A 22935-nucleotide genomic window follows, 5' to 3' on the forward strand; every position below is an offset into this window, starting at 1 on the left:
AATTTTATATATGTTTACTTCATCTACTGTTAATAAAATTAAGTGCCTAGTTACTTTTTAAAAGTATAAATTTCGGATTAATTGACCTCATTATGCTCTGCTATTTCAGTAAAGTTTAATAACAGGCATTGACGGCAATCCTTATTTAATTCATCTTAATGAATTGCATTTATTCTCTTAACAATTAATAGAATAGAGGCTTAAAAAGTGAGGTAATCTTTTATAAATTAGGAGAAGATTAACAATGATGTTAAATAAGATAGCACGAACAATTAATAAAAATAAATTAGTTCCATTAATGCTCTTAAGCCTGTCATCGGCAAACTTATTTGCTTCTGTCACAGAAGGTAATGGTACTTGGGTTTATGACACGCTCTATAATAATGAGGGAAAAAGAATTGGCCACTCGCCTGGCCTTTTTGCTAATGAAATTAATAACTATAATCTATCAGCAACAGCTGATCATAATATCACTAAGTTATATAGTTATGGTGGTAGCCTTGAATTATATTGCCGAGGATCCGGTGGCACATCAACAAGTACACCATGCACCACTAGTAACATGTTTGTTTATTATGATACTGGAAAGCTCTCTACTGATGCCTACTATAATGTTTTAGGTAATGGATGCAGACCTGTATCAATTATCCCTGTGGTCGATGGTAGGCTTGATCAAACAGGTGAAGATGATTATTTAAGCGCGCTTAATAATTTAGATCAACCAACCGCCGCACTCTTCGCTGATAAAGTAGCTCGCACCCTTTGTAGTGATCCAAATGTTTCAGGTGTACAATTTGATATTGAGCCCTTTGATATCAGTAAACCAGGACAAGCTTATTTTTATCAACAAATAGCAAAAGATTTTGCAAGTCCTATGTGTATTGATAGTAACCATCCAAAAGGAAGGACATTTTCAGTTTTTACTTTCTCCGGTCGCGTGAATAGCACCCTTGCTCAGATTTTAAATAAGTATAATAATGGCTATGTTATTGATTCGCTCTATGATCTTGGTTCTAAGCCTGGCGGTAGTGTTAATTCACCAGCAGAATATCGTCAATATATTACTACTGAAATTCGTAATATGCTTGCCAAAGCTAAACAATATAATGTTAAATTTCAATTCGCTATTCCTGCTGCAGCGTCTGCACACGAATTTGAGACTAAAGATGGACGCTCTACAGGCTATGCTCAGCTAGACTATATTAAAGCGTCTTATGATGTCTTTAAACAACTTAATGTCAAAGCTGATCCAAATTATATTGGTGTAGCATTATGGGTTTGGCTTGATCAAATGTGGTGGGGAGGTTACCGATTAACACCTTCTACTCCTAATGAAGAAACTAGAGCATTTCTTGCTAATAATCTTTAAAAGCTAGGTTATTAAACGCTATCAGTAAATTGAGTCGAATAGACTCAATTTACTGATACTAAATTTTTATCTTACAATTGTTAAATAATAACGTTATATAAGCTCCGTCTTCGGAATTAATTATTTTCCATATCAACTTGATACTCAATAATATCGCCCGGCTGGCAATTCAAGTAGGAACAAATAGCATTAAGAGTCGATAAACGAATCGCTTTAGCTTTTCCATTTTTTAGTATGGATAAATTAGCTTCAGTAATACCTATTGCTTCAGCTAATTCTTTTAAGCGGCATTTCCGTTTTGCCATCATGACATCCAAATTAATAATAATTGTCATATATACTCTCTAAATTGTTAATTGCATATCTAACTTCAGTTGATTTGCTTCCTTAATAATCCAAGAAGCAACTAAGATGATCATGGCTGTAATTAGTGTTGATAAATTAGCCGAACCTAAAGTAACACTTGCTATGCGCTGCCCTGGAGGATTTGCAAAAGTAAGGGCAGCGGTTATGAGGGGTTGATAAATTAATTGTACGGCCTGTCCTACTATCATATACATACTAATCCTTTTGATTAATCTTATATTTATCTGCTCAAATAATATTCCCTCTGCATAAAGCTGAAAAAGCTTAGCTAATTTGTAGCAAATCATGACTTTTATCGATAAGGGTAATGACTGGATAGTTAAAATAACGAAACGATGGAGCAATGAAAAATGGACTGAGTCGTGAATAGACACAGTAGGCATCATTAGCATAAATGTACTCACATTTAATGATTTTGGTAAATTAAATAGAATCAAATAGATAGTAATTAATGGTATAAACCAACACAGAAATTTAAAAAAGAAAGAAAGCATACGGCTAGCTAATTGTATTTTGTTCATTAAAGCTCCTAATTTATTAATTTACTGCATTATAAAAATAAATTATCGAATTGCAACAATTTTTTATTAAATTTTGAATTTTATTAGATTTCTATATAAGAATAGATATTGGCCAAATATCTTAGTAAATAAACATATGTGAGAATTTTAAATATTGAATTCAAAGCTAAATAATAACTTTCTGTTGCAGATCAAACCTAAAAATTTTATTTTTGTAAAAAAAAATTATTTAAAGCTATGAAAAAATTCATATTTATTACTATTATTAAAGAAAAAATAATGCTGTAAGTGGTTATTTATATTTTCATCAAAGCAAGGGAATGAGTTAATGAAAATTATATCAACTCGAGTATTAAGCGGGCCCAATTACTGGTCAAATTATAGACAAAAATTAATAGAAGTACGACTTGACCTAGAAAGTTATGAGTATTCTCCAAGCAACACTCTAGAAGGTTTTAATGAACGATTAAAAAAATTAATACCAACCTTATATAATCATTATTGTTCCCCCGGTATCGCAGGTGGCTTTTTTATCAGACTTGATGACGGCACTTGGCTTGGTCATATTATGGAACATATTGCTTTGGAATTACAAAATCTTGCTGGTATGGACTGTGGCTTTGGTCGAACCTATGGAACAGAGACTGAGGGCGTTTACGATGTTATATTTACCTATGAAGCCGAAGAAGCAGGGTTATATGCGGCTACAGCTGCTTTTAAGATTATTGATTGTCTTGCCAAGGGCGAAGATTATTTAAATTTACAACAAGACATTGCTCATTTAAGAAAGATAGCAATGCATGAAAAAATAGGCCCTAGTACTGAAGCAATCCTTTTAGAAGCTAGAAAAAAAAATATTCCTATTACGCGATTTAAAGATACATCATTAATTACTTTAGGCTATGGAAAGTATCAAAAACGGGTTTGGGCTACTATTTCTTCGCAAACAAGCTCTATTGCAGTTGATATTGCTACCCATAAAGACATGACTAAACAGCTATTATTAGCAAGCTCTATTCCTGTCCCAGAAGGGCTAACTATCCATTCATTAGATGAGTTAGATGATGCTATTGATTACCTCGAATTTCCTGTTGTTATTAAACCGTTAAATGGCAATCACGGGCGCGGCGTTATTACTAACATTCAAACGAAAGAAAAGGCAATTCTAGCTTTTAATTTAGCCCAGAAAGTTTCTAAAGAAATTATTGTTGAGCAATTTATTGAAGGCCATGATTTTCGCTTTTTAGTTATTAATTATAAACTGGTTGCTGTAGCTAAAAGAACACCTGCAAAAGTTATTGGTGATGGTATAAAAACTATTCAACAACTGATTGATGAAGTTAATGAAGATCCTAAACGCGGGTTAGCGCATGAGAATTGCTTAACAGCGATTAAAATTGATGAAGAAACACATTCAATTTTAGCAGAGAGTAATCTTACCCTTCATAGCATTTTAAAACCTGGTGAAATTTTATACTTAAAATGTACAGCTAATTTAAGCTCAGGCGGCACAGCTTCTAATGTTACCCATCAAGTACATCCTGATAATATTGCGCTCGCTGAACGAGTAGCGCGTTTAATACAGCTAGATGTATGTGGTATTGATATCGTTTGCAAAAATGTTCGAGTTCCTATTAATAAACAACGAGGCGCTGTCATTGAAGTAAACGCCAGCCCTGGTTTTCGCATGCATGTTGCGCCTAATGAAGGTGATCCTATTAATGTTGGCGCGCCATTTATTGATATGTTATTTCCAACGGGAAAACCCTCCCGCATACCCATTGTTGCTGTAACGGGCACCAATGGCAAAACAACAGTTGTTCGCTTAATTGCCCTTTTTGCGAAGCAAGCAAATCATTGCGTAGGCTATACAACTACAGAGGGAATTTATTTAAATAATAAATTAGTTTATCGAGGTGACTGCAGTGGTCCTTTAAGTGCGCGGACAATTCTTTTGGAACCTTTGGTAGATTTCGCTGTGTTAGAATGCGCACGCGGAGGCATTATCCGCTCAGGCTTAGGTTTTGATCAATGCGATATTAGCATTATTACCAATATTACAGCCGATCATTTAGGTATTGACGGTATTGACACCATAGAAAAACTTGTTGACGTTAAATCAGTAGTCGCTCGTAGCACCCATAAAAATGGCTACGCTTTATTAAATGCTGAAAATGATTTGGTCTATGATTTAAAAAATGCATTAGATTGTAATATTGCTTTATTTGCTTTTGCTGAAAACGAACGAATTAAACAGCATTGTCAAGCTGGCGGCTTAGCAGCTTTTACAGAAGATGACATGATCATCGTACAAAGAGGAAGGGAAAAACTTGCAATCGCTAAAATAAAAGATATTCCACTAACTTTTAATGGTACAGCGGCCTTCATGGCTTGTAATATTTTACCCGCTGTACTAGTGGGTATTATTCGTGGCTTTTCTATTAAGATGATGGCGCAAAGTTTGTATAGCTTTCAACCTACGGTTGAAAACACACCTGGTCGCATGAATTTATTTAATCTTGACCATTGTCAAGTCATGATTGATTATGCTCACAATGAAGATGCCTATATTCAACTTAAGAAATTCCTTGACAATAAAGACTATACTAAAAAAGTAGGTATTATTGCTGCAAGCGGGGATCGCCGCGAAGAAGACATTCAAAGACTAGGCTATTATGCTGCTCAAATGTTTGATGAAATTATCATCCGACACAATAAAAATGGACGCGGAAAAACAAATGAACAATTAACTAATTTAATCATTAAAGGAATTAAATCAGTTAATCCAGCAACAAAAATACAAGTAATTTCAGAAGAATTTGAAGCCTTAAACTATGCGATGAGCCATGCTGAGAAAGATAGTTTAATTTACTGTTCAGTAGATGATGTTTTTGATTCGGTTGAATTTATGCTTGGTCAAGAGCATGTTCAGCCAGCGATGCAACTTAATGAGAACATTTTTCTATGATGAAACCCAAAGGCAAACTACTGATTATTGGCGGAGCTGAAGATAAGGCAGATGAGCCACCTGATATTTACGAACATCGGGAAGAAATGTCTCGCTATGAAATCTTAAGTGAACTTCTATCTGACTGTAGAACCAAACAAGTTGAGGTGGTGACTACGGGTTCTGAAGTTCAAGAAGAAGTAAAACGATCTTATAAGCGTGTTTTTCAGGAAATGGGATACAATAAAGTTGGTTTTCTCCAGATAACAGAACGACACGAGGCTCGAAAAAAAGAATATTTAGATCGTGTACTTAAAGCCCGCGCAATTTTCTTTACTGGTGGCGATCAATTTCGAATTTCTACCATTTTAGGTGGTACACCTATCGTTGAAATTATTAAACAACGCTACTTAGAGGATGATGACTTTATTGTCGCAGGAACCAGTGCTGGTGCTATGGTAATGTCTTCGGTGATGATAACCTCTGGCGGCTTAACCGAGGCTCTTTTGTATAGAAATTTGGCTACTTCCTCTGGCCTAGGGTTTTTACCGACTTGTATTATTGATACTCACTTTATTAAGCGAGGTCGCTTTGGCCGCCTTGCGCATGCCATTATCATGAATCCAGAACAATTAGGCATCGGCCTAGGTGAAGATACTGCTTTAATTATTAAAAATGGTACGGATGCTGAATGCCGTGGCTCAGGCATGGTTGTTATTATTGATGGTCGAAATATTAATCAAACTAACATTACTAAAGTTAAGGAAGGACAAGCTGTTTATGTAGAAAATTTAAAAGTTCACCTTTTAGTAAAGGGATGTCATTTCTCTCTAACAAAGCGTCGATTAGCAAACCCCGCAACTTCAACAAATTTCGATTAATAATATATGGATAGACTATGAAAATAGCAATTGCAGTGCATGGCGGTGCAGGTGAAAGTTCTTCTTTTCTTAAAAAAAATAGAGAGTCAATCAAAGAGGATTTAGCGAAGGCTTGCCAAAAAGGATATAAAATTTTAAAAGAAGGTGGAAGCGCGCTTGATGCAGTTGAAGAGGCTGTTAAAATACTTGAAGATAGTCCTTATTTTAATGCAGGTCGAGGTTCTGCTTTAAATTGCTGCGGCGAAGTTGAAATGGACGCTTCTATTATGGATGGTAAAGAAGTAAAAGCAGGCGCGGTTTCCATGGTTCGCGATGTTAAAAATCCTATTTCACTTGCCCGTTTAATTATGAATAAAACAAAACATGTTTTTTTATCAGGTTATGGCGCATTGGAATTTGCAAAAAAAGAAAATGTACCCTTAAAACCTCAATCTTATTTTATTACCACACATCAATATGAAGAATATGAACGCCTAAATGCTGAAGAAACCTATAAAGAATTATTAAATAAAAAAGAAACAGGTACGGTTGGTGCAGTTGCTTTAGACTCCTATGGTAATCTTGCGGCTGGCACATCAACAGGCGGCACCAGCAATAGTTTACCAGGACGCATCGGTGATAGCTGCGTAATTGGCGCCGGCTGCTATGCAAATAATAAAACCTGCGCAGTCTCTGGAACTGGCGAAGGAGAATATCTAATAACAGGTGTTATTGCTCACACCATTTCCATGCTGACAGAATTAAATTTCTCTCTTCAAGAAATATGTGAGCAGGTGCTTTATGAGCGTAATAAAAATCGAGGTGAAATTGGCGTTATCTCGGTAAATCATCGAGGTGATATTGGTATGTCATTTAACACTGAAATCATGAAACGAGCTTGGATTGGCTTAGATGGCAAACTTCATGTGAAAATTAAATAATAATTACAGCCAATAGCTACTCAATGCTTTTGGTTAAGGTTTTTCTTAACTGTTTAAATAGTAATACTATTTGTTTCTGGTTATTTTTACTATAACTCTCAGTCTGCTGGAGCCTTATCTGCTCATAGCTTAACAAGAAAGAGGAAATCTCCTCTGCAAGATGAGGTAATTTATTTACCAACATTCTACATTGTTTGCTAAGAGTCATTGCGGGGCTAAGTGGAATATTAAATCGCTTAAATTCTTTCTGTAACTTTTGATAAGCTTTTGTTACGGGGTCAACTCGCTTATACTGACTCCTAACATAAATCAATCCAGTTAATACCATGAAGATTAAAAAAGCGGCAATAGCAACTCTTAATAAATCTGTTGTGCCCCATTGCTCTAGACCTAATTTTTTTAGTAAGTCTTTTTGTGTATCTTGATTATAAAAGAGCAACCAACGCTCAGCAAAAAATCGAAGTGTCTCCATAAAAAACTGTGAGCGTTGTAACCAAGTCAAACCAGCAGAATAGTTACTATTTTGTTGTGATAAATGAGATAATTGGAAATCACGAATAGCCTTATCAATTCGCTCTGGGGCTATAAAGCTTGTTGGATCGACCAGTTGCCAGCCTAGGTTTTCTTGCCAGTATTCAATCCAAGCATGGGCATTATTTTGCTGAATATCTAAATACTGCCCAACACTATTCCATATGCCGCCTTGATACCCTATGACTACGCGTGTAGGTATTCCGACCGCCCGTAATATAATTGCCACAGCACTCGCATAATGCTCACAATAACCCCGCCTTGATTGAAACCAAAACTCATCCATTTGGTTTCTAGAGATCAATTGATTGGGTGCTAGTGTATAGTAAAAGGGTTGCTGCCTAATATATTCAGAAAGTTTCTTAATAATTTGTTCTGGATTATTTTTAAGATTTATAAAGTTTTCTCTCGCCCAGCCAATTAATTGATTATTAACATTAGGCGGCAACTGTAAATTCTGCTGCAATTCTTGTGCGCTTAAAGGATGATAAAGTTCTTTCCCTATTTGTAAGCCATAAATTAACCGCTGCTGGATTTTATCTTGATTAGCCATGACAAGGCCACTATTGGTTATAAACAGTAATTTAGGCCGAGCTGCTACGGGAAATCCTAAATAAAATAACCACTTTTTTTGATGGGGTTCTAACATGACTTCATAATCAACTTTCTGATTGGCACTTAGTTCTTTAAGTGGTCGTAAATCGTTTTGCCCTATTCTTACAGCACTCCAGCTAACACCATTATAAAAATTAAGTATCAGCCCCTGCCAATAGCCATTTAGAATAGGTTTATCACTAAATGTGACCCGCAAAGCGGTACGATCATCAGTAAATAATTGCGTAATTGAACCAGGATTCATTTTTTCGCTAAAACCTATTTGATTTGAAGAATGAGCAGGAACCTGCCAAAGCGGTTTGGCAATCCGCGGAAAAACATAAAAGAGCAACAAACTAAAAGGAACTGCTATGAGTAAATATTTTAAACTTCGAGAGCTTAAGTTTCTTAAAGAAACTTGTTGGGAATTAAGTTTTAACATTAACAGTACGTTCGCTAAAATAGCGACAAACAAATAAACAATGATCCAAAGACTTTGATCAATTATTAAAGAAGCAAGAATAAGATAAAAATTACAAATAATTAAAAACTTAATATCACGAATATTATGAATTTCAAGGCATTTTAAGCCAATAAAAGATGCTAGAAACCCTATAAAAAATCCGCTATTTATAATATTGCCATAATGAATTTTTAATAAGATTACAGTACTTATTACAAAAACTAATTTAACCCACCCAGGCAATGGCGAAAAACTAAAATAACCAGCAATAAGCTTATAAATTATAGCGCCAAGGAGTAAGAGTGTTATCCAATAAGGTGATTGAAAAAAGTGAGGTAAATAACATATTAATACGACAACTAATATATAACGGGTTAACCATAATAAATGAGAATGTTTGCTCATTGTTTTCATGAATACGTAGCCAATTGACGCAAGCATTGTTGAAGATGTAATTTGCCATGGGAAAATTTTGTCGTTAGCATCCCTAATTTAAGGCTATACAAATCATTATTAGCTTCAGCAGCTTGCAGCCAATAACTTAAGTAACGAAGTTTTCCCTCTAGGTCCATTGCGGGTAAATCCTGTAACTGAAAAAGCCAATAATCTCCTTTAGTGCTATCCATTGTTTTAATATACCAACCTTGCTCTTTGGCAACAATTTTCCAGGCAATTAAATTAGGTTGTGCCCAGGGATTTTCGACTTGTCTTAAATCATAGACTTCATTATCCCCTGCTAATGCCACTTGATTTTTATCTAAAACACTAACCGGCGTAGGCCAAAATCCTGGAAAAACCGGTTTAGGATAAACATAGAACTGCTCATCAAAATAAGCATAGCTCCAAACTTTAAACAACCCCAATGGATAAAAACTTGTAATTTTTATGCTTGGTAATTTAAAACAGCCTCTTTGTCTCGTTTTTAGAGGTAATATAAATTTAAAGGCATCTAATTGGGCTTCTTCTATAGCAATCGGCTCTTGTTGACGGCATTGTAATGACAGACAATAACGCATTTTTTTATTAGGTTGGATTGAGAGATGGATGCGAGCTAAACTTTCCTCTTCAGTATCATCAATTGCTAGTAATTTAAGTGCTAAGCCTTTAAGGTTAGCATGGGCTTCCCAAGCACTTCCCATACCGATTAAAGATAATAAAAATACCATTAAAAAAATTAAACTGATTTGATAATTAATTGCTGCGGTAAATAAAGTGATTAATACAAAAGCATAAGCCCACCCAAAGGCAGAAGGAACAATATAGATATTTTTAGAGCCAAACTCCTGCGGATTGCCCTTTTGGTTACGCGCTTTAAACCATTTATCTATTTTGTTAAGTAGCTTCTTATTCATAGGTAATTAAACAGGAACTTGCACACTATCCGTTAAGAGTTCTGCTGCTGATAAATTATTAGGCGCTTTCTTAAGCACTAATCGATGATTAACAACGGCTGGTAAAATAGCTTGTATATCATCAGGGCGAATAAAAGTGCGCCCTTCAACCAATGCATAAGCTTGTGCTGCACGAATGATGCCCTTCCCAGCTCTAGGACTAAGCCCATGATTAAACCAGTCTTGATTACGGCTCGCTGTAAGCAGTGACTGAACATAATCTAATATTAAATCAGAAATAACGATTTTCTCACATTGTTTCTGTAGCGCAATTAATTGAGAAGGCTCAATGACTGGCTCTAATGTTACTAATTTTCTATTATCTACAGGGGATTTCAAAATCTCTCGCTCGGCATCTGGAGGAGGATATCCAATGGCCAAACGCATTAAAAAACGATCTAATTGTGACTCTGGCAACAAATAAGTGCCAATATGATAAGAAGGATTTTGCGTTGCAATGACAAAAAAAGGCTCGGGTAATAATTCTGTTCCAGCATCGGTTGTTATTTGCTTTTCTTCCATCGCCTCAAGTAGAGCGCTCTGTGTTTTAGGAGGCGCACGATTAATTTCATCAGCTAAAATTAATTGTGCAAAAATGGGCCCTCGATGAAAAGTAAATGTCCTTGTTTGCGGATCAAAAATCGACACACCTAAAAGATCGCTGGGTAATAAATCGCTGGTAAATTGAATCCTTCTATATTGCATACCGGTTAATTGCGCCAGGCCATGACTGAACGTTGTTTTTCCCATGCCTGGGCTGTCTTCTAGCAGCAAGTTTCCATTAGCTATTAAACAGGTAATACCCAATTTAATAACTTCCTCTTTTCCTAAAAGAACATTGCTTAGCGCATCCTGCAAGTATTTAATCATATAAAATAAGCAATTTTGGGTAGCTATTCATTAGTATAGAACGATAAATTGGTTGTTGCTTATCATTACTAGCCCGTTGATTAATTTTTCTTTAAAAGAATGCTATGCTAAATCTTAAATCATCTGTAATTTTAAAAATATAAAACAGCATATAAGTTAAGGATAAATATGATTGATCTCTATTATTGGCCGACACCTAATGGGCATAAAATAACCATCTTTTTAGAAGAATGTGGCTTACCTTATCAAATTATTCCTATTGATATTACGAAAGGCGATCAGTTTAAGGATGAATTTTTAAAAATTTCACCTAATAACAGAATGCCGGCAATCATTGACCAAGATCCTAATCTCAGCAAACCTATTGCTATCTTTGAATCAGGCGCAATTTTAATGTATCTTGCTGAAAAAACTGGAAGATTTTTGCCCCATGATATAGCATCCCGCTCTGAATGTTTACAATGGTTGTTTTGGCAGGTAGGAGGCCTTGGCCCTATGGCCGGGCAAAATCATCATTTTACTAATTATGCTTCTGAGAAAGTCCCTTATGCTATTGAACGATATGTACGAGAAACATCAAGACTATATGGTGTTCTTAATAAGCAATTAGCAAATCGCGATTTTATTGCCACTGACTACTCCATCGCAGATATGGCTTGTTATCCTTGGATAGTTCCTTATGAAAAACAGCAACAAGATCTAAATAATTTCCCTCACTTAAAACGCTGGTTTTTAATGATGCAAGACCGTCCAGCAGTTAAGCAAGCCTATGATAAGGGAAATGAAATTAAAACAGATCCAGTTATGAGCGAGGAAGCGAAGCGTATTCTTTTCCATCGAGGAGTCGATAATCGCTCTGTGTAAATCATCTCTTTTATTTTAAATAATTGGTTTAAATTTACTTACAGGCGACTCAGAATAAGTAATTTTCTACTAACCCTTTATTAGAGCTCTATTGATTTAATTTTAATATTAAAGTTGCTCTTTAATTATAAAATTCGCTATTTTAATTAGCATTTTTTTTCTTCTTTAAAGCGAATTAATAAAAAGTCTATGGTATCTAATCAAATTTAGTTATGATGTAGCATTGCTTCTTTAATGGTTGGTTAATGCGTAGATTTGTTTTAATTCTTTTAATTGGGATTTGCTTTTCTTCTGTACAAGCTGATGATTTTAAAATCAAAAAAGTTAAGGTAGATAACAAAACAGTTTACATGGTTGATGCTGGCACTTTTCCCTATGAAAGTAATGCCCAACAGCTTAAAGTAAAGCTGTCTTCAACTTTTAAACAGCCGGTAGATATCGTTTTCGATAAAGCCAAAAAGCTTTATGTGGTAACTGTTGGCCCCATTGCAGATCTTAAATTAGCAAAAACTATTCAAAAAGAAGTCAGTGGCAGTAATACTCCACTAGCACCTCTGACTTCCGTTACCACGTCAAATGTTCCTCTTCCTTCTCTCATACCGCCTATTAGTACAATCGTAGAAAAGAAACTATGGAATTTAAGAAATGCTGATATCCGTGCTGTTATAGCTGAAGTATCGCGAGTAACAGGTAAGAACTTTATTATTGATCCTCGCGTACAAGGAAAGATATCAATAGTTTCCTCTACGCCAATCTCTGATAAAGAATTGTATCAAGTTTTCTTATCTGTTTTACAAGTATCAGGCTATGCTGCTATTCCAAGTGGCCAAGTCATTAAAATTGTACCTAATATAGATGCCAAAACAGTGTCCGCTGATTTATTAGATGACTTACGTAACCCACCTCGTGGCGATGACATGATGGTTGAAGTGGTGCCTGTGCGTTTTGTACCTGCCGAACAGCTCATTCCAGTATTAAGACCACTCATGCCTCAGTGGAGTAACGTATCTGCTTATGGCCCATCTAATATGTTAATTTTATCAGGGCGCGCAAGTAATATTCATCAACTCGCCAATATTATTAGACAGGTTGATACTTCTTCAGCAAACGGCATAGACATGGTACCTTTAAGATATGCTCTTGCTATGGATATTGCGAGTACCCTTAAAGATTTGATTAAAACGCAACCTGGCATGGCAGGTCATAGCCAAGTTATGCTTGCAGCAGACGATCGCAGCAATTCTATTTTAATTAGTGGTAGCCGAACTGAGCGTCTACGATTAAGAATGCTCATTGCTCAGTTAGATCGACAAAATTCAAATGGCCTAAACAGTAATACTCAGGTTGTTTACTTAAACTATTTAAGAGCGGAAGACTTGGTTCCTATTTTAGCAGGTATTGCACAAGCGAATTTTAGCGGTAATGTAGGAACAACAATCGGTACGATTACTAGACCCGAATTAGATAGCACCAACCCCGCCTCTAACCTAGTTAATAATAACAATCCTAACACGCAAACTACAACAACAACGACGACTCAAACTACGCCTTTTGCAGCGAACCCATCTGCAACGCCTAATACCACTGGCGCTACTACGCAAAATGAAGGGACAACTAAGCCTACAGTACAAATTATTGCTGAACCTAATACCAATTCCATCATTATTAATGCCCCCGTTAGTTTAATTCGAATTTTGAAAAACGTTATTAGTCAATTAGACATCAGACCTGCCCAATTATTAATCGAAGCTTTAGTGGCAGAAGTTGATGCAGCAGATATCAATAGTTTAGGTATTGAATGGGGAGCTAATCTTTCAACGGGTGATATCACTGAACTTACAGCCTTTAGACCAGGCTTTGCTATTATCAATTCACAAATTAGCATTGATAATTTTCAAGCACAATTATATGGCTTAGTACAAAGGCGGAAAGCTAACGTCTTATCTACGCCTTCAGTCGTTGTACTGGATAACCGCCAAGCTAAAATTCTAGTTGGTAAACAAATTTCTGTAGCAAGCACGACTTATCCTAATAATGCAGGTGGTACAACAGTGGCCAGCCCATATACTACTTTTGAGCGAGTCAATGTAGCGTTACATTTATATGTAAGGCCTCAGATTACCCGAGGTAATGGTATTCATTTACAAATTGATCAAGGCAACGACACCATTGATCCAGCAACTGCTTTGGATACCAGTAATCCTATTTTCAAAATCAGTAGCATTGTCACATCAGTACATGTTGAAAGTGGTGATGTTGTTGTTTTGGGGGGCTTAACTCAGGATAGCTTAGGGACTGATAACAACGGCATTCCAATTATTGGTGATATTCCAGGCCTAGGCAGATTTTTTCAACATAATATTCGTTCGCGTGAAAAACGCGTTTTAATGGTCTTTATTCGGCCTATTATTTTAAGAACCCCTCGGGATGCTGTACATGTAACAGGCGCAAAATATAATGATTTAAGACAAGATCAGCTTGCATTTTTACGTTCGCAGGACTATGACATAAATAATAGGAAAATGATTTTACCGCCGCTTAAAGAAACCGACTTACCAAGACCATTTAGTCGTTCTGTGCAGCAAACCGTAATTATGACCAAATGATAGAGCCAGAAACCTTAGTAGAGTTACCAAGAAAACAGTTGCCTTACGCCTTTGCTAAAGCAAATGGCGTCATAGCCACTGTAGATGAAAATGATAACGGAATTTTATTGCACTTACCTAATCCATCTTTAGCTGTATTGGCTGAAGTTTCGCGTTTTTTACAGTGCGACCTTAAGTTAAGAGAAGTGACAGAAAGTGAGTTCCAACAGCATTTAACTAACAGTTATCAATCTAAATCGTCTATTTTAGATGCTGCAGAAGGCATGGAAGGTGATATTGACTTATCATTGCTCGCAGGCCAATTACCTACTAGCGAAGACCTATTAGATAACCAAGATGATGCCCCTATTATTCGCTTATTAAATGCCCTCTTTACTCAAGCTATTAAGCAAAAAGCCTCCGATATTCATATTGAAACCTATGAAAATCGTGTATTAGTACGTAATAGAATTGATGGAGTTTTGCATGAAGTTTTAGAAATTCAGCGTGCTATCGCGCCATTGGTCATTTCTCGCGTTAAGGTTATGGCCAAATTAGATATTGCGGAGAAACGAATACCCCAGGATGGCCGAATTGCTTTGCGCATTGGTGGTCATAACGTTGATGTAAGGGTATCGACACTGCCGTCAAATCATGGTGAAAGGATAGTGCTGCGTATTTTGGATAAGCAGGCTGCACAACTTGATTTAGGTTTATTAGGTATGGCGCCAGATGCTTTAAGGATTATACGCAGTCTCATTTCACAACCTCATGGCATTATTTTAGTAACAGGTCCCACAGGCTCTGGTAAAACCACGTCATTATATGCAATGCTTACAGAATTAAATGAAGTAAGCCGTAATATTCTCACCATTGAAGATCCTATTGAGTATGATTTACCGGGTATTGGCCAAACGCAAGTCAATACGAAAGTCCAGATGACCTTTGCAAAAGGCTTAAGGGCTATTCTCCGCCAAGACCCTGATGTTGTCATGATTGGAGAAATTCGGGATTTAGAAACGGCTGAGATTGCTGTACAAGCAAGTTTAACAGGCCACTTGGTTTTATCTACATTACACACTAACAGTGCCCTCGGCGCTTTAACGCGTTTAATAGATATGGGGGTGGAGTCCTTTCTTCTTTCCTCAAGTATAATAGGTTTGATAGCTCAAAGACTTGTTAGAAAACTCTGTCCAGCATGCAAAACGCCTCATGCCTTACGTGATGATGAAAAGGAGTTAATGGGTATCACCCATGCAACAGATATCTCGAACGTATTTGAACCCAAAGGTTGTGATTTTTGTAATCAACTTGGTTATCGTGGCAGAACCGGTATTTACGAGATAATCATTATTGATGAAAATTTGCGCGGTATGATTCATAGAAATGATAGTTTACAGACAATTGATAACTATTTACGTCCGCGAATCCCAACAATCCGACAAGATGGCTTTAAACGAGTATTAGCGGGTGATACCTCCCTGGCCGAAATTTTACGCGTTACAAGCCAAAATTAATCAATATTTATACAATTTGCTATTTTTAGTTAGTCTTAGTAGTATTAAAGATAACTTTAATTAACCTGAGTTTGCATAACAGGGCAAGACGCTGTTATAGCGCTTAACGACTATTATCCCGCCAATGCAAAATAAGTAGTTTTATAGCAATGATATAATATGCATTTATATAAAACCTACGTTTAATTAATTTCTTTAGCCTTAAAATAAGAGGAATAATTATGGAAAATGAGCAAAACCCTAAAGATAAAGAGCCACATCCATCTAATAAAAAAGAAAAAAAGGAACAGACTAAGCGTGAAAATAGAAAACAGGATGAAAGACTAAAAGATTCTTTTCCTGCAAGTGATCCACCATCAACTTATTAATTTTTGGTAATCCCTTTTGTCCCTTTAAGCTGTAATTAAAATTAAACGGGACAAAATGATTACCCATACTTGCTCCATTCCTACTTCCTACGTGCCGCGAACAAGTCACAGCACATGGAGTTAGATTAGAAGATAAAAGTGAAAGCGTAAACTACAAGCACGAGCGTTTATATTCTTAAATAACCAATTTTTTACGCCAGGTAGTGCCATTGGGCCCATCTTCTAGTTCTATGTTGTGATTAAGCAAAGTTGCTCTTATTTCATCAGCCTGCTGCCAATTTTTAGCAGCGCGGGCTTCGCGACGCTTTTCAATTAAATTTTCAATAAATTCTTTATCAACTTCAGCGGACTTCGCTTGTAAAAATTCCGCAGGAGAACTTTGTAGCAAGCCTAATAGGCTGGCTAATTTTTTTAAAGTATTGGCTAGTGCAGGTTTTTTAGTTTTATTAAATTCATGACTTAACTGAAATAAAATAGACAAAGCAATAGGCGTGTTAAAATCGTCATTCATCGCCTTATTAAATTCACTTACCCATTCATCAGCCAGATCGTTCTCATTTATCTCTGTGACCTCTTTTAAAGTTTGATAAAGTCTAGATAGTCCCTTAGCTGCATTATGAAGATTGTCCTCTGAATAATTAAGCGGGCTACGATAATGGCTGCTTAAAAGGAAATAGCGAATGACTTCTGGATGATGGTGCTTTAAAACATCCTGGATAGTAAAAAAATTACCTGCTGATTTTGCCATTTTTTCATTATTGACTTGTAGCATGCCTACATGCAGCCAATAATTAGCAAAAGGTTTACCACTGGCAGCCTCACTTTGCGCAATCTCATTTTCATGATGAGGAAATTGTAAATCAAGGCCTCCGCCGTGGATATCAAACTGCTCGCCTAAAGCCTCCATAGCCATAGCTGAACATTCAATATGCCAACCAGGACGCCCTTCTCCCCAAGGCGATGGCCAACTAGGTTCTTCGGGTTTAGCTTTTTTCCATAGAACAAAATCAAGTGGTGAGTGCTTTTCTTTAACTACTTCAATACGAGCGCCTGCAACAAGGCCTTCTAAGTCTTTATGAGATAACTTACCATAATCTTTAAAATGCTCGACTTCAAAGCAAATATCACCATTTGCACTTTGATAAGCATATCCTTTAGCAAGTAAACGTTTAATTAAATCAATAATTGAATCTATATACTCTGTTGCTCGTGGCTCAAAGTCTGGTGTTAAAATATTTAAGGCAGCTGTATCAAGATGCATGGCTTTGATATATTGTTCTGTAAGCTCTTGAATAGATATACCACGTTCTCTAGCACGTAATATAATTTTATCGTCAATGTCCGTAATGTTACGTACAAACTTAACTAAAAATCCTTGGCTTCTTAAAAACCGTACAATGACATCAAAGCAAACCATCGATCGAGCATGCCCAAGGTGACAATAATCGTAAACAGTTATCCCACAAGTGTATAAGCCAATTTTTCCAGGTGTAATGGGATTGAAAACTTCTTTTTTACGGGTTAATGAATTATATAAATAAAGCATGATCCTCTCTTTCTAAGCATCTTTTATTGCTAGTTGTGACTATAAAGTAGTAAAAACTAATAACGTTTAACTTATTTTTCCCCATGTGTCTTTTAAGTCCACTACGCGATGAAAGGCAGTTACCTTATCCTTATCAATTGTATTAACACAATAATAGCCTAAACGCTCGAATTGAAATACTTCTCCTATCGGCTGATTAGCTAAAGAAGGTTCACATAGGGCTTGCTGTACTTTCAATGAATTTGGATTTAAGAATTGTAAGAAATCTTCTTCGCGAGCAGGATTGGGATCATTAAATAGCCGATCATATTGGTAAACGGTTACAAGGTGCGCATGCTTACATGAAACCCAATGAATGACGCCTTTAACTTTACGACCTTCAGGATTTTTACCTAAGGTGTCAGGATCATAGGTACAATGAATTTCCTTTATCTTGCTATTATCATCATAAACTACATTATTACAACGAATAACATAAGCATGTCTTAAACGTACTTCAGCACCCGGCGCTAAACGAAAATAACCTTTGGGGGGATCTTCCATAAAATCACTTTGTTCAATAAAAATCTCGCGCGTAAAAGGTAAGCTTCGTCCTCCTGCATTGGGATCATGTTGATGATAAGCGGTATAAAGTTCTTGGGTTTCATCTGGAAAATTATCAATGATAACTTTAACTGGATTAAGCACACATAAAGCGCGTTTAGCTGTTTTATTTAATTCATCTCGTACACAAGCTTCTAAAATAGACATGTCGATCACTGAGTCGCTACGTGAAAGACCTATTTCTTCACAAAATTGACGAATTGCAGCCGGAGGATAACCACGTTGACGCATGCCTCTTAAGGTTGGCAGGCGAGGATCATGCCAACCTTCAACAATTTTTTGCTCCACAAGGCGGCGTAATTTGCGCTTACTTGTTACGGTATGTGATAAATTAAGACGCGCAAATTCAGTCTGGATTGGCTTAGCTGGTACAGGTAGATTTTCGATAAACCAATCATAAAGTGGCCGATGATCTTGAAATTCAAGTGTACACAATGAATGCGTAATTTTTTCTAATGCATCTGAAATAGGATGAGCATAATCATACATGGGATAAATACACCACTCATTTCCTGTGCGCTGGTGATAAGCATGACGAATACGATATAAAACCGGATCGCGCATATTGACATTACCTGATTGCATGTCAATGCGAGCACGTAATACATGCGTGCCGTCAGGAAATTCCCCTGCTTTCATACGAGCAAATAAATCTAAGTTTTCATCAACAGAGCGATTACGGTAAGGACTCTCTTTCCCTGGTTCTTGTAATGTGCCCCGATAAGCCCGTATTTCTTCCATGCTCAAACTATCTACATAAGCTTTACCAGCTTTAATTAACAATACAGCATAATCATAAAGTTGTTGATAATAATCAGAAGAATGAGTTATCTCTTTCCACTTAAAGCCAAGCCATTTCACATCATCAATAATTGCTTTGACATACTCATCTTCTTCTTTAATCGGATTGGTATCATCAAAACGAAGATAACAATCGCCCTTAAATTCTTCTGCGATACCAAAATTTAAGCAAATAGATTTAGCATGTCCTACATGTAAGTAACCATTAGGCTCAGGTGGAAAACGGGTAATGACTGTTTGATGTTTCCCTGTGGCTAAATCATCTGTAATCAGTTGGCGAATAAAATTCGTACGTTTTTCATTAATTTCTGTCATGGTTTACTCTATATTATCGATAGCTTGTCGCATGTCTTTAATTAAGCTTGCACCGGCCGTATAAATATCTTTATCCGCTTGATGTGCTTCTATAATACGATTAATTAAAGCCGCTCCAACAATGATGCCATCCGCAAATGCAGCAACTTGCGCTGCAACAGCAGGCGTTTTAATACCAAAACCCACCATTAAAGGTAAATTAGTCTGTTCCTTTCTCTGCTGATAAAGAGCCTTTACATTTGTTAAATCTAAGGCATCTGAGCCTGTAACACCTTTTAAAGACACATAATATAAATAACCATGGCCATATTGGTTAATCAATTTCATGCGTTCAGCGGTTGTTGTAGGTGAGCAAAGATAAATACTATACAAATCATAAAGATCCCAAATGGCTGTCACTTCTTTTGCTTCTTCAGGCGGTAAATCAACTAATATTGTACCATCAACACCTACCTCATGGGCTCGTTTGGCAAAACACTCATAACCGTAGTATTCAATAGAGTTAGTATAACCCATAAGTACAATGGGTGTGTCATTATCTTTCCTGCGAAAATCTTCTACCATTTTTAATACATCATCACTCGTTATATTATAACGCAGCGCGCGCTCCATGGCTGCTTGAATAACAGGACCTTCTGCCATGGGATCTGAAAATGGAATGCCGAGTTCTAGAATATCTGCACCAGCAGCAACGAGGGTATGCATTAACTCTATCGTTGCTTCCGGATAGGGATCGCCTGCAGTGAGATAAGGACTCAACATCTTTTTTTTATTTGCTCGCGAGACCGATATTGTTTTTTCGATTCGACTCATTATAAACTCCAATTACCAAGCCTAAATAGTTATATGCTCAGACCATCAATACTTGCTACGGTATGGATGTCTTTATCACCACGACCTGATAAGTTGACAACAATACATTGGCTAGGTTGCATTGTTTTAGCTAATTTCATGGCATAAGCAACAGCATGGCTTGATTCTAAAGCAGGAATAATACCTTCCACTTTGGTTAAAATTCGAAATGCATTAAGAGCCTCATCATCATTTATTGCTACATACTGAACTCGACCTATATCCTTTAAGTGAGCATGTTCAGGTCCAACACCCGGATAATCTAGCCCAGCAGATACAGAATGGGTATCTTTAACCTGTCCAAACTTATCACAAAGTAGATAGGTGCGATTACCATGTAATACCCCTGGCTTACCAGCAATTAGTGAGGCAGAATGCTGACCTGTTTCAATACCTTTACCACCGGCTTCAACACCATATATTTTCACAGCTTCATCCTTTAAAAAAGGATAAAATAAACCCATTGCATTGGAGCCTCCACCAACGCAAGCGACTAAAGCATCTGGAAGACAAGTTTCTTTTTCTATAAATTGCTGGCGCACTTCTTGACCAATGACTGCTTGAAAGTCTCTTACCATTTGGGGATAAGGATGCGGACCTGCAACAGTGCCAATAATATAATAGGTATTATCGATGTTACTTACCCAATCGCGCATCGCTTCGTTGAGTGCATCCTTTAAGGTTTGGGACCCGGCTGTAACTGGAATGACTTTAGCGCCAAGTAATTTCATCCGATAGACATTAACTGCTTGCCGCTTAACATCCTCAGCGCCCATATAAACAACGCACTCAAGGCCAAGCTTTGCTGAAACAGTTGCAGTTGCAACACCATGTTGCCCTGCACCAGTCTCGGCAATAATACGTGTTTTACCCATTCTTTTTGCCAACAAGGCCTGACCTACCGTATTATTTATTTTGTGCGCGCCCGTATGGTTTAAATCTTCTCTCTTTAAGTAAATTTTGGCGCCTTCTGCCAAGTTAGTTAATCGTTTTGCAAAATACAAAGGCGATGGGCGGCCGACATAATCTTTTAATTCCTCTTTTAACTCCTCTACAAAACTCTTATCATTTCGGTAAGTAGTGTAGGCCGTTTGTAATTCATGCAACGCATGCATTAGAGTATCCGCAACAAATATGCCGCCATAAGGGCCAAAATGTCCTTTTTCATCAGGAAGTTCTTTATTCATAATTTTCTCTTAATGCTTTAACAAATTGAACCATTTTATGATGATCTTTTAAGCCTGGTGACTTCTCAATTCCACTACAAACATCAACCGCAGCTGGCGATACTTCGCTAATGGCCTGTCGAATATTAGCTGAGGTTAATCCGCCAGCTAAAATTATTGGCTTTGAACATTTCTCTGGAATGTTATTCCAGTTAAACGTTTTGCCTGTACCACCATAAGCATCTTGGGCAGGCGTGTCTAGTAAAAAAGCAGATGCTGTTGGATATAAATTCATCATTTCAGCCACTTCATCTTTATGCTTTACTGCCAGCGCTTTAATATAAGGGAGATTAAATTGATTACAAAAGGATTCCGTTTCATTACCATGAAATTGTAACCACTGAATAGGTAATTCATGTATAGTTTGCCACACTTCAGCAACATCAGGATTAACAAAGACCGCAACTATATTAATAAATAAAGGCAAAGGAATAAGAAGCTTCTTAGCGTACTCAACAGAAATAAATCGTTTACTCCCTTTATAGAAGATTAAGCCAATAGCATCAACACCTAGTGCTAGTGCCTGGTCAATATCTTCTTTGCGCGTCATCCCACACATTTTAATCCTAGTCTCATAACCTTGCATTTAACGCTCCGACAGGAATAAAGGATTAGCAACGTTAGTTATAATACCAAACTCTTTAGGATAAGTAACATTGACTAAATATAAGCCATAGGGCGGTGCAGTTTCAGCGCCTAAACGTCGATCAGTAGCCTTTAATACTTCCTGAACCCAAGTAACAGGTTTTTTTCCTGATCCTACTGCAATTAATACGCCTGCGATATTTCTTACCATATGATGCAAAAATGCATTGGCAATAATATCAATAATGACTAAATCACCTTGGCGTGTTACCTGCATATAATGAATATTACGCATGGGTGTATTGGATTGGCATTCCACTGAGCGAAATGAAGTAAAATCATTTTCCCCCAATAAATATTGGCTAGCTTCATGCATATGAAGATGATTTAATTGGCGATATTGCCAGGTGACATTACCCCGCAGCAAAGCAGGACGAATAGCTGAATTATAGATAATATAACGATAATGACGCGATAACGCGGAATAACGCGCATGAAAATGCTCAGGCATTTCTCTGCCCCATCTTATACAAACATCTTTAGGTAAATAAGAATTGGCCCCTTGAATCCATGAGCGAATAGAACGCTCTTTTACACAATCAAAGTGGATAATTTGGTTGGTTGCATGAACGCCAGTATCTGTTCGACCAGCACAAACAACACTTATCTTACAATCTGCAATACGACTAATAGCTGTTTCAATAGCCTGCTGTACAGTGTGTAGCCCTGTTTGCGCTTGCCAACCATGGTATTGGCTTCCATCGTATTCAACCCCTAAGGCGATACGCATACGCATTTCCTACTAAAATTGGCCAATGTA

Annotated in this window: 19 protein-coding genes; 8 read left to right on the forward strand and 11 right to left on the reverse strand. The window is 36.9% G+C overall.

Annotated features, from left to right (window positions below):
- Positions 1 to 244: 244 nt before the first annotated feature.
- Positions 245 to 1369 carry a hypothetical protein gene (locus tag ACQUW5_RS01435; RefSeq protein WP_444989300.1) on the forward strand — a complete coding sequence of 375 codons (1125 nt, stop codon included), beginning with the start codon at positions 245 to 247 and terminating at the stop codon, positions 1367 to 1369.
- Between the two features lie 116 nt (positions 1370 to 1485).
- On the opposite strand, the gene ACQUW5_RS01440 is transcribed toward ACQUW5_RS01435, so the two are convergent.
- Both ACQUW5_RS01440 and ACQUW5_RS01445 read right to left on the reverse strand, forming a co-directional pair.
- Positions 1486 to 1704, reverse strand: a complete 219-nt coding sequence (locus tag ACQUW5_RS01440) for a helix-turn-helix domain-containing protein (protein WP_444989302.1) — start codon at positions 1702 to 1704, stop codon at positions 1486 to 1488.
- A gap of 9 nt (positions 1705 to 1713) precedes the next feature.
- Positions 1714 to 2256: a DUF2975 domain-containing protein gene (locus ACQUW5_RS01445; RefSeq protein ID WP_444989304.1), complete on the reverse strand. Its 543-nt coding sequence runs from the start codon at positions 2254 to 2256 to the stop codon at positions 1714 to 1716.
- 328 nt (positions 2257 to 2584) lie between these two features.
- Here ACQUW5_RS01445 and cphA point away from each other — a divergent pair, with 328 nt between their 5' ends.
- From cphA to ACQUW5_RS01460, 3 genes are read left to right on the forward strand one after another with little or no spacing between them, the layout of a single operon-like run.
- A complete protein-coding gene (cphA, locus tag ACQUW5_RS01450) occupies positions 2585 to 5224 on the forward strand; it encodes a cyanophycin synthetase (protein WP_444989306.1) in 2640 nt (879 codons plus the stop codon).
- Positions 5221 to 6084 (forward strand): cyanophycinase, encoded by an 864-nt coding sequence (locus tag ACQUW5_RS01455; protein WP_444989307.1) that lies wholly within the window; start codon positions 5221 to 5223, stop codon positions 6082 to 6084. The genes cphA and ACQUW5_RS01455 overlap by 4 nt, the downstream gene beginning before the upstream one ends.
- 17 nt (positions 6085 to 6101) lie before the next feature.
- Positions 6102 to 7004, forward strand: coding sequence for an isoaspartyl peptidase/L-asparaginase family protein (locus ACQUW5_RS01460; RefSeq protein ID WP_444989309.1), 903 nt, complete (start codon positions 6102 to 6104; stop codon positions 7002 to 7004).
- Between the two features lie 16 nt (positions 7005 to 7020).
- Here ACQUW5_RS01460 and ACQUW5_RS01465 read toward each other — a convergent pair whose 3' ends face one another.
- Genes ACQUW5_RS01465 through ACQUW5_RS01475 form a run of 3 tightly spaced genes read right to left on the reverse strand, consistent with a single transcriptional unit; the run spans position 7021 to position 10853 of the window.
- Positions 7021 to 9006, reverse strand: coding sequence for a transglutaminase TgpA family protein (locus tag ACQUW5_RS01465; protein ID WP_444989312.1), 1986 nt, complete (start codon positions 9004 to 9006; stop codon positions 7021 to 7023).
- A complete protein-coding gene (locus ACQUW5_RS01470; protein WP_444989314.1) occupies positions 9003 to 9944 on the reverse strand; it encodes a hypothetical protein in 942 nt (313 codons plus the stop codon). Before ACQUW5_RS01470 ends, ACQUW5_RS01465 begins: the two co-directional genes overlap by 4 nt.
- 6 nt (positions 9945 to 9950) lie before the next feature.
- Positions 9951 to 10853, reverse strand: a complete 903-nt coding sequence (locus ACQUW5_RS01475; RefSeq protein ID WP_444989316.1) for an AAA family ATPase — start codon at positions 10851 to 10853, stop codon at positions 9951 to 9953.
- 168 nt (positions 10854 to 11021) lie between these two features.
- Here ACQUW5_RS01475 and ACQUW5_RS01480 point away from each other — a divergent pair, with 168 nt between their 5' ends.
- The 4 genes from ACQUW5_RS01480 to ACQUW5_RS01495 all read left to right on the forward strand — a co-directional run bounded on the left by ACQUW5_RS01480 (position 11022) and on the right by ACQUW5_RS01495 (position 16187).
- On the forward strand, positions 11022 to 11717 hold the full coding sequence (locus ACQUW5_RS01480) for a glutathione S-transferase N-terminal domain-containing protein (RefSeq protein WP_444989317.1): 696 nt from the start codon (positions 11022 to 11024) through the stop codon (positions 11715 to 11717).
- A 245-nt stretch (positions 11718 to 11962) separates the two neighbouring features.
- The gene (gene lspD / locus ACQUW5_RS01485; RefSeq protein WP_444989319.1) at positions 11963 to 14323 is read left to right on the forward strand and encodes a GspD family T2SS secretin variant LspD; all 2361 of its coding nucleotides are present in this window, start codon (positions 11963 to 11965) and stop codon (positions 14321 to 14323) included.
- Positions 14320 to 15819 (forward strand): GspE family T2SS ATPase variant LspE, encoded by a 1500-nt coding sequence (lspE, locus tag ACQUW5_RS01490; protein WP_444989321.1) that lies wholly within the window; start codon positions 14320 to 14322, stop codon positions 15817 to 15819. The genes lspD and lspE overlap by 4 nt, the downstream gene beginning before the upstream one ends.
- 221 nt (positions 15820 to 16040) lie before the next feature.
- Positions 16041 to 16187, forward strand: a complete 147-nt coding sequence (locus tag ACQUW5_RS01495) for a hypothetical protein (protein WP_444989323.1) — start codon at positions 16041 to 16043, stop codon at positions 16185 to 16187.
- A 175-nt stretch (positions 16188 to 16362) separates the two neighbouring features.
- Here ACQUW5_RS01495 and cysS read toward each other — a convergent pair whose 3' ends face one another.
- From cysS to truA, 6 genes are all read right to left on the reverse strand, one after another.
- Complete coding sequence (gene cysS, locus ACQUW5_RS01500) at positions 16363 to 17733, reverse strand: cysteine--tRNA ligase (RefSeq protein ID WP_444989324.1); 1371 nt, start codon at positions 17731 to 17733, stop codon at positions 16363 to 16365.
- Positions 17734 to 17799: 66 nt separating this feature from the next.
- Complete coding sequence (locus ACQUW5_RS01505; RefSeq protein ID WP_444989325.1) at positions 17800 to 19452, reverse strand: glutamine--tRNA ligase/YqeY domain fusion protein; 1653 nt, start codon at positions 19450 to 19452, stop codon at positions 17800 to 17802.
- A gap of 3 nt (positions 19453 to 19455) precedes the next feature.
- The gene (gene trpA, locus ACQUW5_RS01510) at positions 19456 to 20265 is read right to left on the reverse strand and encodes a tryptophan synthase subunit alpha (RefSeq protein WP_444989327.1); all 810 of its coding nucleotides are present in this window, start codon (positions 20263 to 20265) and stop codon (positions 19456 to 19458) included.
- Between the two features lie 29 nt (positions 20266 to 20294).
- Positions 20295 to 21494, reverse strand: a complete 1200-nt coding sequence (trpB, locus tag ACQUW5_RS01515) for a tryptophan synthase subunit beta (protein WP_444989606.1) — start codon at positions 21492 to 21494, stop codon at positions 20295 to 20297.
- A complete protein-coding gene (locus ACQUW5_RS01520; RefSeq protein ID WP_444989329.1) occupies positions 21484 to 22116 on the reverse strand; it encodes a phosphoribosylanthranilate isomerase in 633 nt (210 codons plus the stop codon). The genes trpB and ACQUW5_RS01520 overlap by 11 nt, the downstream gene beginning before the upstream one ends.
- Positions 22117 to 22905: a tRNA pseudouridine(38-40) synthase TruA gene (gene truA, locus ACQUW5_RS01525; protein ID WP_444989331.1), complete on the reverse strand. Its 789-nt coding sequence runs from the start codon at positions 22903 to 22905 to the stop codon at positions 22117 to 22119.
- Between the last annotated feature and the right edge of the window lie 30 nt (positions 22906 to 22935).

The sequence above is a fragment of the Legionella pelazae genome, assembly GCF_052527395.1.